The organism is Acinetobacter sp. HA, from assembly GCF_000264725.1.
Lineage (GTDB): Bacteria > Pseudomonadota > Gammaproteobacteria > Pseudomonadales > Moraxellaceae > Acinetobacter > Acinetobacter schindleri.
Window position 1 is genome coordinate 87331 of sequence record NZ_AJXD01000045.1, and the last position, 14054, is coordinate 101384.

The 14054-nt window shown below is 44.2% G+C and carries 14 protein-coding genes and 1 pseudogene; 12 read left to right on the plus strand and 3 right to left on the minus strand.

The window, feature by feature from the left end:
* Positions 1–7: 7 nt before the first annotated feature.
* From HADU_RS09280 to HADU_RS15905, 3 genes and pseudogenes are all read right to left on the minus strand, one after another.
* Positions 8–1408, minus strand: a complete 1401-nt coding sequence (locus HADU_RS09280) for an amino acid permease (protein ID WP_004811024.1) — start codon at positions 1406–1408, stop codon at positions 8–10.
* Positions 1409–1578: 170 nt separating this feature from the next.
* Complete coding sequence (gene hppD / locus HADU_RS09285) at positions 1579–2640, minus strand: 4-hydroxyphenylpyruvate dioxygenase (protein WP_004811022.1); 1062 nt, start codon at positions 2638–2640, stop codon at positions 1579–1581.
* A gap of 506 nt (positions 2641–3146) precedes the next feature.
* Positions 3147–3302, minus strand: a pseudogene (locus HADU_RS15905) (MFS transporter); the annotation flags it as partial.
* Positions 3303–3518: 216 nt separating this feature from the next.
* Between HADU_RS15905 and HADU_RS09290 the strand changes: the two are divergent.
* From HADU_RS09290 to HADU_RS15525, 12 genes are all read left to right on the plus strand, one after another.
* The gene (locus HADU_RS09290; RefSeq protein ID WP_004811020.1) at positions 3519–4001 is read left to right on the plus strand and encodes a VOC family protein; all 483 of its coding nucleotides are present in this window, start codon (positions 3519–3521) and stop codon (positions 3999–4001) included.
* 505 nt (positions 4002–4506) lie between these two features.
* On the plus strand, positions 4507–5496 hold the full coding sequence (gene bioB / locus HADU_RS09295) for a biotin synthase BioB (protein ID WP_008305604.1): 990 nt from the start codon (positions 4507–4509) through the stop codon (positions 5494–5496).
* 87 nt (positions 5497–5583) lie between these two features.
* The gene (locus tag HADU_RS09300) at positions 5584–6306 is read left to right on the plus strand and encodes an alpha/beta hydrolase (RefSeq protein ID WP_008305605.1); all 723 of its coding nucleotides are present in this window, start codon (positions 5584–5586) and stop codon (positions 6304–6306) included.
* An 87-nt stretch (positions 6307–6393) separates the two neighbouring features.
* On the plus strand, positions 6394–7674 hold the full coding sequence (bioA, locus tag HADU_RS09305; RefSeq protein ID WP_008305607.1) for an adenosylmethionine--8-amino-7-oxononanoate transaminase: 1281 nt from the start codon (positions 6394–6396) through the stop codon (positions 7672–7674).
* A complete protein-coding gene (locus HADU_RS09310) occupies positions 7671–8840 on the plus strand; it encodes an 8-amino-7-oxononanoate synthase (RefSeq protein ID WP_005221162.1) in 1170 nt (389 codons plus the stop codon). The genes bioA and HADU_RS09310 overlap by 4 nt, the downstream gene beginning before the upstream one ends.
* The gene (gene bioC / locus HADU_RS09315) at positions 8837–9589 is read left to right on the plus strand and encodes a malonyl-ACP O-methyltransferase BioC (protein ID WP_008305610.1); all 753 of its coding nucleotides are present in this window, start codon (positions 8837–8839) and stop codon (positions 9587–9589) included. The genes HADU_RS09310 and bioC overlap by 4 nt, the downstream gene beginning before the upstream one ends.
* Complete coding sequence (gene bioD, locus HADU_RS09320; RefSeq protein ID WP_005221166.1) at positions 9586–10236, plus strand: dethiobiotin synthase; 651 nt, start codon at positions 9586–9588, stop codon at positions 10234–10236. Before bioC ends, bioD begins: the two co-directional genes overlap by 4 nt.
* A 494-nt stretch (positions 10237–10730) precedes the next feature.
* Positions 10731–11147 (plus strand): hypothetical protein, encoded by a 417-nt coding sequence (locus HADU_RS09325; RefSeq protein WP_004811008.1) that lies wholly within the window; start codon positions 10731–10733, stop codon positions 11145–11147.
* Between the two features lie 63 nt (positions 11148–11210).
* Positions 11211–11405: a hypothetical protein gene (locus tag HADU_RS09330; RefSeq protein ID WP_004893363.1), complete on the plus strand. Its 195-nt coding sequence runs from the start codon at positions 11211–11213 to the stop codon at positions 11403–11405.
* Positions 11406–11414: 9 nt separating this feature from the next.
* Positions 11415–12854 carry a cytochrome ubiquinol oxidase subunit I gene (locus HADU_RS09335; RefSeq protein ID WP_004811005.1) on the plus strand — a complete coding sequence of 480 codons (1440 nt, stop codon included), beginning with the start codon at positions 11415–11417 and terminating at the stop codon, positions 12852–12854.
* The gene (cydB, locus tag HADU_RS09340) at positions 12851–13855 is read left to right on the plus strand and encodes a cytochrome d ubiquinol oxidase subunit II (protein ID WP_004811002.1); all 1005 of its coding nucleotides are present in this window, start codon (positions 12851–12853) and stop codon (positions 13853–13855) included. The genes HADU_RS09335 and cydB overlap by 4 nt, the downstream gene beginning before the upstream one ends.
* An 18-nt stretch (positions 13856–13873) precedes the next feature.
* Positions 13874–13981 (plus strand): hypothetical protein, encoded by a 108-nt coding sequence (locus HADU_RS15525; protein ID WP_017401650.1) that lies wholly within the window; start codon positions 13874–13876, stop codon positions 13979–13981.
* Positions 13982–14054: the final 73 nt, after the last annotated feature.

A 14054-nucleotide genomic window follows, 5' to 3' on the forward strand; every position in this document is an offset into this window, starting at 1 on the left:
TATGCGATTACGCTTCTGGTAAAGAGCTAATTTTGCTGTTGTCTAACATAGCCGTCTGAGATTCCTGTTTGCGCTTAAAGAAGTAGGCAACCGAGAGAATACCAATCCAGACCGGAATCATGATGACAGCAACGCGCATGTCCGGGGTGCTGCTCATAATCAGCAGAATACCGCCCATAAATGCGATACATAAATAGTTGGTAAATGGATAAGCCACACTTGGAAAATCGGTTCTAGTCTGCGTACGATTCATGGAGGTCTTGAATTTCAAATGAGTATAGGAAATAACAAGCCAGTTAATCACGATGGCAGCAACCACCAGCATCATCAACATGCTAAAGGCTTTTTCCGGCACCAGATAATTTAATAAAACGCACATCAAGGTGAAAAACGCTGAAACCATCACCGCATTCACAGGGATGCCACACTGATTAATCTTGCTTAAGAACTTCGGCGCATTACCTTGCTGGGCTAAACCTAACAGCATACGGCTGGTACAGTAGTTAGTACTGTTATATACCGAAACCGCCGCGGTTAACACCACAAAATTCAAAACTCCGGCAACTGTCTGACTGCCGAGAGAATCAAAAATCATCACAAATGGACTACCACCTTGCGCCATCATGTTCCAAGGGTAAAGTGATAAAATCACTACCAGACTCAGGATATAAAATAACAGGACACGGTAGACAATTTGATTGACTGCTTTAGGTAAGGTCTTTTTCGGGTTATCGGTTTCAGCGGCTGCGATCCCCACCAGTTCAATGCCGCCAAAAGCAAACATGATCATGGCCATCGCCATAATCAGACCCATGATTCCATTCGGGAAGAAGCCGCCGAGTTGCCATAAATTTTCCAGACTGGACTGGCTATGGCCGCTACCACTGGCAAGCAGGTAGCTGCCGAACGCAATCATGGCAATAATTGCACCAACTTTAATGATCGCCAGCCAGAACTCCATTTCACCGAATAATTTCACGTGAAGCAAATTAATGATATTGATGAAAATGAAGAAGCCGAGGGCAGAGACCCAGGTCGGAATTTCTGGCCACCAGTAATGGATATAAAGACCGACGGCACTTAATTCGGCCATACAGACCAGAATATTCAGTACCCAGTAATTCCAGCCCGACATAAATCCGGCAAATTTGCCCCAGTATTTATAAGCGAAATGACTAAAAGAACCGCTCACAGGTTCATGTACAATCATTTCACCCAGCTGGCGCATCATTAAGAAGGCAATCAAGCCTGCAATGGCATAACCTAAAATAACAGAAGGCCCAGCAAGCTTGATCGTTTGTGAAATTCCAAGAAACAGTCCGGTACCAATTGAACCACCGAGTGCGATGAGCTGAATATGCCGGTTACTTAAACCTTTTTTCAGGTTTCCTTGTTCAATATGCTGCATTTTTATTCATCATCCATGTGAGATTAAGTGCTGAACTATGATGTGCTTTATTATTTTTATGCCGTCATCGATGCAGAATCTTAAGTGTTATACGAGCGTATACGTTGAAACAGAGGCAACCATACCGATGCATATGAGACTACATAGACACCGGTATGGTTTTAAAAAGGTCAGGCTTTAGAAATGTCTAAAACACCACGTTTGATCTGATCACGTTCGATTGATTCAAATAAGGCCTTAAAGTTACCTTCACCGAAACCATCATCGTCTTTGCGCTGGATAAATTCAAAGAACACCGGGCCAATCATATTTTCAGAGAAAATCTGTAACAGCAGGCGTTTGTTACCATCTTTGGTATTGCCATCGAGCAGAATGCCGCGTTTTTGCAGCTCATCCGCAGGCTCACCATGGTTCGGCAAGCGCTCATCCAGCATTTCATAATAAGTGCTTGGCGGTGGCGTCATGAACTTGGTGCCTAAAGCTTTCAGCTTGTCCCAGGTCTCAAGCAGGTCATCACAGATAAAGGCAATGTGCTGAATACCTTCACCATTGAATTCATTCAGGAATTCAGCGATCTGGCCATTACCTTTGTCAGAATCTTCATTTAGTGGAATACGGATCTTACCATCTGGTGCTGTTAGTGCCTTAGAAGTCAGGCCAGTGTATTCACCTTTGATGTCGAAGTAGCGGATTTCCTGGAAGTTGAAAATCTTTTCATAGAAATCTGCCCAGTACTGCATACGACCTTTATAAACGTTATGCGTTAAATGATCGATTTCATTCAGGCCTGTGCCGACTGGACGCGATGGAACATTATCGAAGAAGATAAAATCATTTTGGTAAATGTCACAATCGACCAGGAAGATTGGAGAGCCACCGATTCCTTTAATTGCAGGGATGTTAAGTTCCATTGGACCAATTTTGCTGTAAATTGGTTCTGCACCGATTTCAATCGCCTTTTGAAAAGCTTTCGCAGCATTCTTGGTACGGAAGCCCATTGCACAAGCAGAAGGACCGTGCTCTTTATAGAAAAATGCTGCATATGATTCAGGCTGATAATTCAGAATGATATTAATATTGCCTTGGCGCCATAAATAGACATTTTTCGATTTATGCTTCGCCACTTTAGTGAATCCGATGGCTTGGAAAACTGGATCCAGCTGACCATCTTCAGATACAAATTCAATAAATTCGAATCCACACAGTTCTAATGGATTGGCTAATTCATTCATACAACATCCTCATTTTTTAGAAGCAATCCTATTGCTCATCTTTTACTGTCTTGTTCAGGGCTCACGGATGTATCACTGCCATTTTATATTGAGTAGACAAATCCGTTTGCCTGACTTCTTTGACTTGCTGAACTGCATCGATTCCTGATGCACACAAGAAAAAGAAGGAATTTACCTCATCATACTGGATATAAGATATTATTCAATACGTAATTTAATTACGTAATAAATAATAAAGTAAAATAATGGGGTAATTTATAACATAAATTAATGTTATTCATAAAAAATATTTTTTGGATAATTCCAGGAAATTAATGCACAGTAAATGTAGCTTTTTGTAAGGCTAAGTCGTCTTAAACGAGCTATTTTGCAAGGCTTGCTGAGCTCAGGTTTTTAGGAAAAGAACCTGAAAAATTGAAATATGCAGAACTTGGTTTTAAATTGATTTTCCACAAAGAAAGAAAAGGCCCCTTAAATGGTTAAAGGTCTTACTGCTTGAAAGGAATTTAATCTGTCAGTTTTTCCACTTTTATACTTTCACGATAGATACTGGCAGCCTTTATACAGTAGGAAAACACCAATTACCTCGGCCACCGCATTGTCATAGAAATGGAGTTTCCGACCATTAAGGTATTTTCAAAGTAGCGGTCTGTAATCAGCGCAAATGAAAAAGCAAGGCATATGGTCGACTTGGACCTCGACAGATCAAGAAGTGCCTGTTATTACAATTCGAAGAATAAAAACACAATAAAGAAACTGGCCTTTTGCCAGCTTAGGTCGAATATAGAACGCACAAATAAATTTGTTTAGCCACTCAAAAGCGTAAAGCAGGGCTAAACAAATGCGTCATCTCTTAATCTCTACGCAGAGGTGAGATCATGAATATTGCAAAAAATACCATCTGCCTTTGGTACGATCACGATGCTGAAGAGGCTGCACGGTTTTATGCGCAAACCTTTCCAGACTCATCAGTAGGGGCAATAGTCCTTGCCCCTGGAGATTATCCGTCAGGAAAAAAGGGAGATGTCATTACAGTCAATTTTACGGTATTGGGTATTCCATGTATTGGTTTAAATGGTGGGCCAGAATTTAAGCATAATGAAGCTTTTTCCTTTCAAGTGGCCACACAAGATCAGGAAGAAACGGACCGATACTGGAATGCGATTGTGAACAATAGTGGGCAAGAAAGTGAATGCGGCTGGTGTAAGGATAAATGGGGAATTTCCTGGCAGATTATCCCCATGGCTTTACTTGAAGCATCTTACAGTCCAGATCCAGCAGTAGCAAAAAGGGCATTTGATGCCATGCTTAAAATGAAGAAAATTGATGTAGCAATAATTCAGGCAGCGATTCGTGGTTAAGTCATGTGGACTGATACAGCTTGTATATCTGATGTTTCCGATGAAATGAGTCACTTTATGAATAGACATAGATTGAGCTAAATTTTAAAAATCTCGCGCTTTTTATTTGTACCGACTCAGATTTAAACTTTAATGAATTGTCAGCTTGAGTTAAACAATACTTTTATAAAAAAGCCCTTGGATTTTTAGAGCCAAGGGCTCTAAATTTTCTGCCATAAGCTTGGTTTTACTGGCTTTTGGGAGCTTAATAGTGAGTAAGTTGCAAATTCATTATTAATCTTTATCAAGACAGAAATTGAGAATTTTATTTATAAGTTTTATATATAAATAATAAGGATTAAAGCAGCTTAAATCATAAAATCTTGCAGCATAAAATTGTAATTGATTGAAAAGCTCAGCTTATAAATTAGCGTCATTCCCTCGAATTTTGATAGAAAAGGCTAAACCATTTTTTAAAAAACCGCGTATTATTTCTGCATTCCTTTTTAACATTGATGTTGAGACTATGATTCGCAATGACTGGACGCGTGACGAGATTCAGGCACTTTATGATCAACCACTGATGGATCTGCTATTTCAGGCACAGCAAATTCATCGTGAGCATTTTGATGCCAATACCGTACAGGTCAGCACCTTGCTCTCTATTAAAACCGGTCGTTGTCCGGAAGACTGTAAATACTGCTCCCAGTCTGCCCATTACGATACAGATCTGGAAATTGAAAAAAGAGTAGAGGTACAAAAAGCGATTGCTGAAGCAAAACAGGCGAAAGAATCAGGATCGACCCGTTTCTGTATGGGCGCAGCATGGCGGAATCCGCATGAGCGCGATATGCCTTATGTGCTGGAATTGATCCAGGAAGTAAAAAAGCTGGGTATGGAAACCTGCATGACCTTAGGTATGTTGAATGCCTCTCAGGCAGAACGTTTAAAAGATGCTGGACTGGATTATTACAATCATAACCTCGACACTTCGCGTGAATATTACGCGAATGTCATTAGCACCCGAACTTTTGACGATCGCTTAAATACTTTAGACCATGTCCGTTCAGCTGGAATTAATGTATGTAGTGGCGGGATTGTCGGGTTAGGTGAAGGTAAACAGGACCGTGTGGGATTATTGTTTGAACTGGCGACCATGCCAATTCACCCAGAATCGGTGCCAATTAATATGCTGGTGCCAATCGAAGGAACACCGCTCGCTGATGTAGAAAAACTGGATGTGATTGACTGGATCCGGACGATTGCCGTAGCTCGTATCATCATGCCAAAAAGCTATATCCGTTTGTCTGCAGGCCGTGAATCTCTATCTGATTCCGATCAGGCCCTGGCATTCATGGCAGGTGCTAACTCACTGTTCTCAGGTGATAAATTACTGACTGCACCGAATAGTGGTGAAGGCAAGGACAAAGCCCTGTTTGCCAAACTGGGGCTAAAAGCGGAAGCACCGAAGAAAACCGGCCGCGAGCTTGCTATGGATGCCATGCAGCCTGCTTAAATTTTGCAGCTGTATATCAGGGATCATTCCGGAAGAGATTGATCCCTTTTTTATTGAATAGATGATAAAAAATAGGGAACAGGATTGATGAAAATTCTGCTCATCAGCGGCTGGGGACTGGGGACTCAGGTACTGAATGAATTTGTACAGCAGCTAGAACAGCAGTTAACACCACAGCATCAGATCGAAGTCTGGGATATCTTTGACCCGAATAATGCAGCAGTACTGGCAGAAAAGGTACAGGCTGCAGCTGATAAAGATGTACTGATTGGCTGGTCACTTGGCGGGCAGTTAGCATTGTTATTGGCTAATGCAATCTATCAGCAGATACAAGTCGCCAAGCCCGTAATTGCCTGTATGTCAAACCCTTGCTTTGTGGCGCAAGAAAACTGGCCTCATGCTATGCCCAAAGTGCAGTATGAGCAATTTAAACATGCGGTGATGTTACAACCTCAACAGGCTCTAAAACGCTTCTGTGCACTGGTCACTTTGGGTTCAGTAGCACCACGAGAACGGGCAAAACATTTACAAGAGCAGTTGGTAAATATTGATTTATCCTATCAGCAGGCTTATCTCTATCTTTTAGAACAATTAAATTTGGTAGATATCTTAAAAAGCTATCCTGGCAAGATGCTATTTATAAATTCTGAGAACGATATGTTAGTTCCCTGCAAAATTATACAAAATATTGCACATTTCAATGCAGATCATCTGAACTTGGTAAAAATTTCAGCTGCGCACGATGCTATCCTGTTCGATACCAGTTTGGTCATTGAGCCAATCTTGCAATTTTTACAAAAACTTCGTTAATCAGAAAAATGCTAAAGGTCAGCTAGATGTTCATTTCAGAATTAAACCGTTAAGATCAGGACAGCGCTATTGTTTAGGTTATTTTCCGTGCACGATTCTTTTGATCAGCAGCATATCTGGCATCCATATACTTCCATGACTCATCCTTTGCCCTGTTACAAGGTGAGGGCGGCACATGGTGCTGTAATTGAACTGGAAGATGGCACACAGCTGATCGACGGGATGTCGTCCTGGTGGTGCACGATCCATGGTTATAACCATCCAGAGCTGAATCAGGCGGTGCAGACCCAGTTGCAATCCATGTCACATGTCATGTTTGGTGGCCTGACCCATCAGCCGGCGATTGATCTGGCCAAACTGCTGATCGAAATTACCCCAGAGCCACTGGATCGGATTTTCTATGCCGACTCTGGTTCGGTCGCTGTGGAAGTAGCATTGAAAATGGCGGTGCAATACTGGCATGCGCGTGGTCAGGTGCAGAAAAGCAATTTTGTGACTACTCGCTCCGGTTATCATGGCGATACCTGGAATGCTATGTCGGTCTGTGATCCGGTCACGGGCATGCACCAGATTTTTGGTTCCAGTCTGCCAAACCGTTATTTTGTCCCGGCACCACAAAGCCGTTTTGATGGTGAATGGCAAGTTGATGATATCCAGCCACTGGAACAATTATTAGCAGAAAAGCATGAACAGATTGCAGCCATGATTATTGAGCCGATCGTGCAGGGAGCAGGTGGTATGCGCCTGTATCATCCAGAATACCTGCGCCAGGTACGTCAGCTGTGTGATCGTTACAATATTCTGTTAATTCTGGATGAAATCGCGACTGGTTTTGGTCGGAGCGGCAAACTGTTTGCCTGTGAACATGCGGGTGTTAGCCCGGATATCATGTGTCTGGGCAAGGCGCTGACTGGCGGTTATATGACCTTGTCAGCCACACTGACGACTGCGCATGTCGCAGAAACCATTTCCAGTGGTGAAGCAGGCGTATTTATGCATGGCCCGACCTTTATGGCGAATCCACTGGCCTGTGCAGTGGCACTCAAAAGCACCCAGCTTTTATTGTCACAGGACTGGCAGGCAAGAGTGCAACAGATTGAACAAGTATTAAAAGACCATTTACAGCCATTAAATGTCTTGCCACAGGTTGCTGATATCCGCGTACTTGGCGCGATTGGAGTCGTGGAACTACAGCAACCTGTTGATCTGGCTAGCTTCCAGGCAGAATGTGTACGCCGTGGTGTATGGATTCGTCCCTTTGGTCGGTTGGTCTATGTGATGCCACCATTTGTGATTTCTGCTGAACAACTTAAAATTCTACTGACGCATATGTGCGAGATGATTCAGGCAATGGGAGCAACAGCATGAAGCATCTGGAATATTTTCAGCAGCAACTGGATGATTTGAAACAGCAGGGCCAGTATCGCCAGTTTAAACAGGGGATTTCCAGCCAGCCTTATCTTCAGTTGAATGGGATTGAGATGCTGAATCTGGCATCCAATGACTATCTCGGTCTGGCGGCCAATCTGCAGCTACGGGAAGAATTTTTTGATCTGACACCGCTTGCTGAACGACAGATGAGTGCCAGTTCTTCGCGCCTGCTGACTGGAAATTTCCCGGCTTATGAACAGCTGGAGACCAGCATGGCGCAGGTTTTTGGTCGTTCGGTGCTGTTGTTTAATAGCGGCTATCATATGAATATCGGGATTCTGCCAGCATTGGCGGATAGCAAGACCATTATTATTGCCGACAAGCTGGTACATGCCAGCATCATTGATGGTATCCGTTTATCCAATGCCAGCTATGTACGCTACCGGCATAATGATCTGGAACATCTACAACAGCTTTTAGTAAAGTATCAGGCAGATGATAATATTCAGCGCATCATTGTCGTCACTGAATCCATTTTTAGTATGGATGGTGATGAAACGGATCTCGGTGCATTGGTAGCACTCAAACAGCAATTTGATAAGGTTATGCTGTATGTGGATGAAGCCCATGCCATTGGTGTGCGTGGTGAACACGGGCTGGGTTGTGCTGAGGAGTATCAGGTCATAGACCAGATTGACCTGCTGGTCGGGACTTTTGGCAAGGCGCTGGCTTCAGTCGGTGGCTATCTGGTCTGTCATCCGCTCATTCGTGAATATCTGATCAACAGCATGCGTCCGCTAATTTTTAGTACTGCGCAGCCCCCAATCTGTATGGCCTGGACGCATTTTATTTTCCAGAAAATGCAAGCAATGAGGGAAGAGCGCCAACAGCTTGGCAGTCTGGCCAGGTGCTGTCATCAAAGTATTCAGGCCTTGGGTTATGCTTGTCCATCCAGCTCTCAAATTGTACCGGTAATTATTGGCGATGCAGCCAAAACCGTCGCTGCAGCAGAATATGTACAGCAAAAGGGTTTTTATGTCCTGCCAGTACGTCCACCGACTGTACCTAAAAACACTTCCAGATTGCGAATCTGTTTACATCAGCAGGTCAGTCCGGTACAGCTGCAACAGTTGCTGGATGCTCTGCAGGAGTTGCCACGATGAAAACTGATCAGGTAGCGCAGCGCTTTGCTCAGGCACAGTCCAGCTATGAACAGCATGCTATTGCCCAGCGTCGGGTAGCAATGGAACTGGTCCAGTATATGCAAGCGCATATTGCGGTAAATTTACAGCGTATCCTGGAAATTGGCTGTGGTTCAGGTCTGTTTACCCGTCAGCTAATGCAGCATTACAGTTTCGACCAGTTGTTTTTAAATGACCTTTATCCAGAAGTTAAACAGCATTTTGAGGAAGATGGCCGGATTTACTGGGGAATTGGCAATATCGAAACTTTGCCACTTCCACAATCGCTGGATCTGGTGGTGTCCTGTTCTGCCTTGCAATGGGTGCAGCATCTGGACGCTTTATTTGGGAAAATTCATCAGGCTTTAAATCCGTCTGGCTGGTTCTGCTTTGCCAGCTATGCACAGGACAATTTAAAAGAAATTAAAGTATTGACTGGACAGGGGCTGGAATATCGCTCACTTCCACAAATGGTTGAACTGCTGGAATCTTGTGGTTATGAGGTCCTGATACAGGAGGAACAGCGCCTGATTCTGGAGTTTGAACATCCTCGCGAGGTACTGAAACATATCAAGGCCACCGGCGTACAGGCGACGGCAGATGGTTTCCGCTGGAGCAAATCTTCTTTGCGGCTTTTTTATGAGCAATATCAACAATTCCAGCTACCAGATAGCCAGAAGTATCCTTTGACCTATCACCCGATTTATCTCATTGCACGGAAGCGCTCATGAACGCAAACATCTATTTTATCAGCGGTATAGATACTGGTATTGGCAAGACCTATGCTACCGGTTTTCTGGCCAAAATCTGGAATGCGCAGGGCATCCGTACTATTACCCAGAAGTTGATCCAGACGGGCAACACTGATCTCTCTGAAGATATCGAACAGCATCGCAAGATCATGGGCTGCGGCTTGCTCCCAGAAGATCAGCAAAAGCTGACTATGCCGGAAATTTATAGCTATCCGGCATCACCCCATCTGGCAGCACGTTTGGACCAGCGTCCAGTAGACTTTCAAAAAATTGAACAGGCCACACAGCAACTGGCCGCACAGTTTGACCGTGTTCTGCTGGAAGGAGCAGGTGGCCTGATGGTACCACTAACAGAAGACCTGCTCACCGTAGACTATATTGCCGCACAGCAGCTTCCTGTCATTCTGGTGACCTCAGGACGTCTAGGCAGTATTAATCACACTCTGCTTAGTCTGGAACTGCTCAAGCAGCGTAAGATTGAGCTGTATGCGCTGGCATTTAACCATGCCGATGATGCCCAGGATGAAGTCATTGCACAGGATACTATTCAGTATCTGCAGCAATGTTTGCAAAAGGATTTTCCAAATGCACAGTGGCTAGATATTCCGGTATTTCAGGAAATCTGAAGTTCTGTTTTAGCCTGGTAGTATGGCGCTATGCAATAAAGAAAATTCATCTGAGACAGTTTCTGTTGACCGGAATTGAGCTATCGAGAATGTGAAATTTATAGCGTACTGCAACAAAAGCCTGCCTGATCCAGACAGGGTAGTCATTCAGCTAAACCTTTTTCTGCCGGAAAGTATTTTAAGTTGAAGCGTAGCTCTCTGTCTGATCCTGCTACTGTAACAAGATGAGAATCTCAATTTAGATATTATTTTTGTGGCTCGGCGCATTCCTGTTCAAAGTATGCGGTTGTACTTTTCCTGAAATGAATAACCTCTAGAACATGAAAATTAATTTCTTATATTCAAAAATCTATAAAAATTAAGAATGAAAATAGGGCTTTTATAATAAATATATATATTATAAGGTTATAATATTAAAGTTGAGTATAATGCTTGGATTTTGATCTAAGCTCAGTCTCAATATTCCTTCACTTCGGTCAATTCGAGAGAATGTTTTGCTGAAACGTAGTGGGTTACTGTTGGCATGTGCAACGCTGCTATTACAGTTTGCTGTATATTTACAGCCGCTATTACCGGAGCAATACCATATTGCCCCGGTCTGTCTCTCTATTACACATAATCTTCTCTCACCGAAGCAGCATCAGCATGTACACGCAAGCTATCATGCGTTGATTGACCATCTGGGGGCCGAATCCGGCCATCATCATGACCATAATGAACATAACCATCAATGCCAGTACTGTACCGTATATGGTGACATTGTGCTGCCGTTTAATTTTGGTATTGATGAGGTCATTGACCGGATTCAGGTCAAGCTGAGTTTCTATAAATCCGCTTACCGACATGTCTATTTTTCCCTGCAACGGCTGTATTTGCTACCGCAAGGCAGAGCACCTCCTGTCACGCTTTAATACGCCAAGTCCGGTAAGGCATGACCTTGCCGCTATCTAAAACGTTTTAAAGAGTGAAATAACATGAACATCACAAATTTCGCATGGCTGACCCATGACGGAGCGAACCCGCTTAGCCTGGAAAAAGGGCAGGATGCAGATATTAAAGTCCTACAGATTTGCAACATTGTGAAAATCGTATACGGCCTAAACTACAAAATAATGAAGCCATTTCAGCTGTTTAAGCTGAAGTTCTCTCACCAACAACTTCTACAATAAGGTGATGACATGGATTTAGGTTTAACTGCGCTGGAACTGGCACGTATCCAATTTGCCTTTACTGTCTCCTTTCATATTATTTTCCCTGCGATTTCCATCGGTTTGGCCAGCTTTCTGGCCGTTCTGGAATGGCGCTGGCTCAAAACCCAAGATCCAGTTTACCGGGATCTGTTTAAATTCTGGATCAAAATTTTTGCATTAGCCTTCGGTATGGGGGTGGTCTCTGGTGTGGTCATGAGTTATCAGTTCGGCACCAACTGGAGTGAATTTTCCAGAGTGGCTGGAAGTGTCACTGGACCACTGCTGGCTTATGAAGTCTTGACAGCTTTTTTCCTGGAAGCCGGTTTCCTCGGTATCATGCTCTTTGGCTGGGATCGGGTCGGTCCGAAAACCCATTTTTTTGCTACGGTAATGGTTGCCCTTGGTACCTGTATTTCCATGTTCTGGATTCTGTCCTCCAACAGCTGGATGCAGACCCCGCAGGGTTTTATTATTGAAAATGGCATCATCATGCCGCAGGACTGGTTTGCTATCGTGTTTAACCCGTCTTTTCCGTATCGTCTATTGCATATGGGGATTGCTGCCTTTCTGGTTTCGGCACTGCTGGTAGCGGCTACAGCTGCTTGGCATCTACTTAAAGGTCGCCGTGATGCACTGGTCAAAAAGTCTTTTTCCATGGCGATGTGGATGATTCTGGTGCTGGCACCCCTACAGGTAATTGTAGGAGATTTTCATGGTTTAAATACCCGTGAATATCAGCCAGCCAAGATTGCTGCGATTGAAGGACACTGGGAAACTAACCGTGGTGAAGGAATGCCACTTTATCTGTTTGGTATTCCAGATATGGAAGCCGAAGAAACCAAATATGCTATCGGCATACCAAACTTGGGCAGCCTGATTCTGACCCATAGTATGGACGGTGAAGTGCAGGGTCTAAAAGATTTTGCGCCTGAAGACCGCCCAAACTCGCTGGTAGTGTTCTGGAGCTTCCGCATCATGGTCGGTCTGGGCATGCTGATGCTTTTGATGGCGCTGGCGGGTCTGATCTTGCGTAAAACGGGTCGTTTCTATGAAGCCCGCTGGTTGCACCGATTCGCCTTTTTCATGGGACCTTCCGGATTTATTGCTTTACTGGCAGGCTGGTTTACTACGGAAGTGGGCCGTCAGCCATGGGTGGTCTATGGGGTTATGCGCACTCGTGATGCACTCTCACCTGTATCAGCTGAACAGGTCGGACTTACTCTGATTATCTTTGTAGTGGTCTATTGTGTCGTATTTGGTGTCGGGATTTATTACATGCTGAAAATGATGCATAAGGGACCAGAATTTATCCATGCCCGTCCGCATACTGAGGGTGAAGTCATCCGTGCGTCTAAACGTCCAATGAGTACCTTTGAGCAAAATGAAGAGGATGACCGTGCTCAACGTGATCAGGAGAATAACAAATGATTGACCTGTCATTGATCTGGATTGCGATCATCGCGCTCGGTGTACTGATGTATGTGGTACTGGATGGCTTTGATCTGGGCATAGGCATTCTGTTTCCCTTCTTTAAGGATCAGCATGAACGCGATGTGATGATGAATACCGTGGCACCGGTTTGGGATGGCAATGAAACCTGGATGGTACTCGGTGGAGCAGGTCTGTTTGCAGCCTTTCCACTGGTCTATTCAACCGTGCTGTCCGCGCTATATATGCCGATTATCTTGATGGTCATCTCACTGATTTTCCGAGGAGTTGCCTTTGAATTTCGCTTTAAGGCACATCGTGGCAGGCATTGGTGGGATATCGCTTTTATTGGTGGTTCGCTTCTGACCTCTTTCTTGCAAGGCGTAATTCTTGGCGCTTACATTCAGGGCATTAAAACCACGAATGGCATTTATAGCGGTGGTGGACTGGACTGGTTGACTCCATTTTCGCTGTTTACCGGAGTAGGTGTGGTAATCCTGTATGCAACCCTAGGTTGTGGCTGGCTGATCTTTAAAACCGACCACGAGTTACAGGACAAAATGTTCCAGTTGATGCCAAAACTTATCATTGTGTTATTACTGGTCTTTGGAGCAGTTAGTCTGTATACGCCATTGGCACATCAACAGATTGCCGAGCGCTGGTTTAGTCAACCACAGATTTTCTATTTTAGTCCGGTGCCGATACTGGTTGTATTATTTACATTTATGGCGCTGCGTGCCTGTAAACGCCGTCAGGAATTTGCACCGTTCATCTATACCTTGGCGCTGGTGATCCTGGCTTACACCGGTTTTCTCATTAGCCTTTGGCCTTATATCATTCCGCCAAGTGTTACCCTTTGGGAAGCCGCCGCACCGCAAAGCAGTCAGCTGTTTTCCTTGATTGGTGCATTGATCCTCATCCCAATTATCCTGTTTTATACCGGTCTGTCTTATTGGGTGTTCCGGGATAAGGTACGGGTAGGTGATGATGGCTATCATTAGGCTTGTGGAGGAAACAGGATGAAACTGAATCGGGCAGGTTGGTTTATTGTGTTATGGCTTGCAGGCTTTGTCACAATGGCTCTCATTGCAGGCTTTTTCCGCTTCCTGCTAAAGCTGGCATATTGATTGTGTAGTAGGTCTCAAGATTCTACATTTTTCTTAAGACAATAAAAAAACCTCCCGATGTGATGGGAGGTTT

Excerpts from the sequence above, each read along its gene's own strand:
- bioD (WP_005221166.1), top strand. The coding sequence starts at position 9,586 with ATGAACGCAAACATCTATTTTATCAGCGGTATAGATACTGGTATTGGC.
- bioC (WP_008305610.1), top strand. The coding sequence starts at position 8,837 with ATGAAAACTGATCAGGTAGCGCAGCGCTTTGCTCAGGCACAGTCCAGC.
- cydB (WP_004811002.1), top strand. The coding sequence starts at position 12,851 with ATGATTGACCTGTCATTGATCTGGATTGCGATCATCGCGCTCGGTGTA.
- HADU_RS09280 (WP_004811024.1), bottom strand. The coding sequence starts at position 1,408 with ATGCAGCATATTGAACAAGGAAACCTGAAAAAAGGTTTAAGTAACCGG.
- HADU_RS15525 (WP_017401650.1), top strand. The coding sequence starts at position 13,874 with ATGAAACTGAATCGGGCAGGTTGGTTTATTGTGTTATGGCTTGCAGGC.
- HADU_RS09310 (WP_005221162.1), top strand. The coding sequence starts at position 7,671 with ATGAAGCATCTGGAATATTTTCAGCAGCAACTGGATGATTTGAAACAG.
- bioB (WP_008305604.1), top strand. The coding sequence starts at position 4,507 with ATGATTCGCAATGACTGGACGCGTGACGAGATTCAGGCACTTTATGAT.
- HADU_RS09290 (WP_004811020.1), top strand. The coding sequence starts at position 3,519 with ATGAATATTGCAAAAAATACCATCTGCCTTTGGTACGATCACGATGCT.
- HADU_RS09335 (WP_004811005.1), top strand. The coding sequence starts at position 11,415 with ATGGATTTAGGTTTAACTGCGCTGGAACTGGCACGTATCCAATTTGCC.
- HADU_RS09330 (WP_004893363.1), top strand. The coding sequence starts at position 11,211 with ATGAACATCACAAATTTCGCATGGCTGACCCATGACGGAGCGAACCCG.
- HADU_RS09300 (WP_008305605.1), top strand. The coding sequence starts at position 5,584 with ATGAAAATTCTGCTCATCAGCGGCTGGGGACTGGGGACTCAGGTACTG.
- hppD (WP_004811022.1), bottom strand. The coding sequence starts at position 2,640 with ATGAATGAATTAGCCAATCCATTAGAACTGTGTGGATTCGAATTTATT.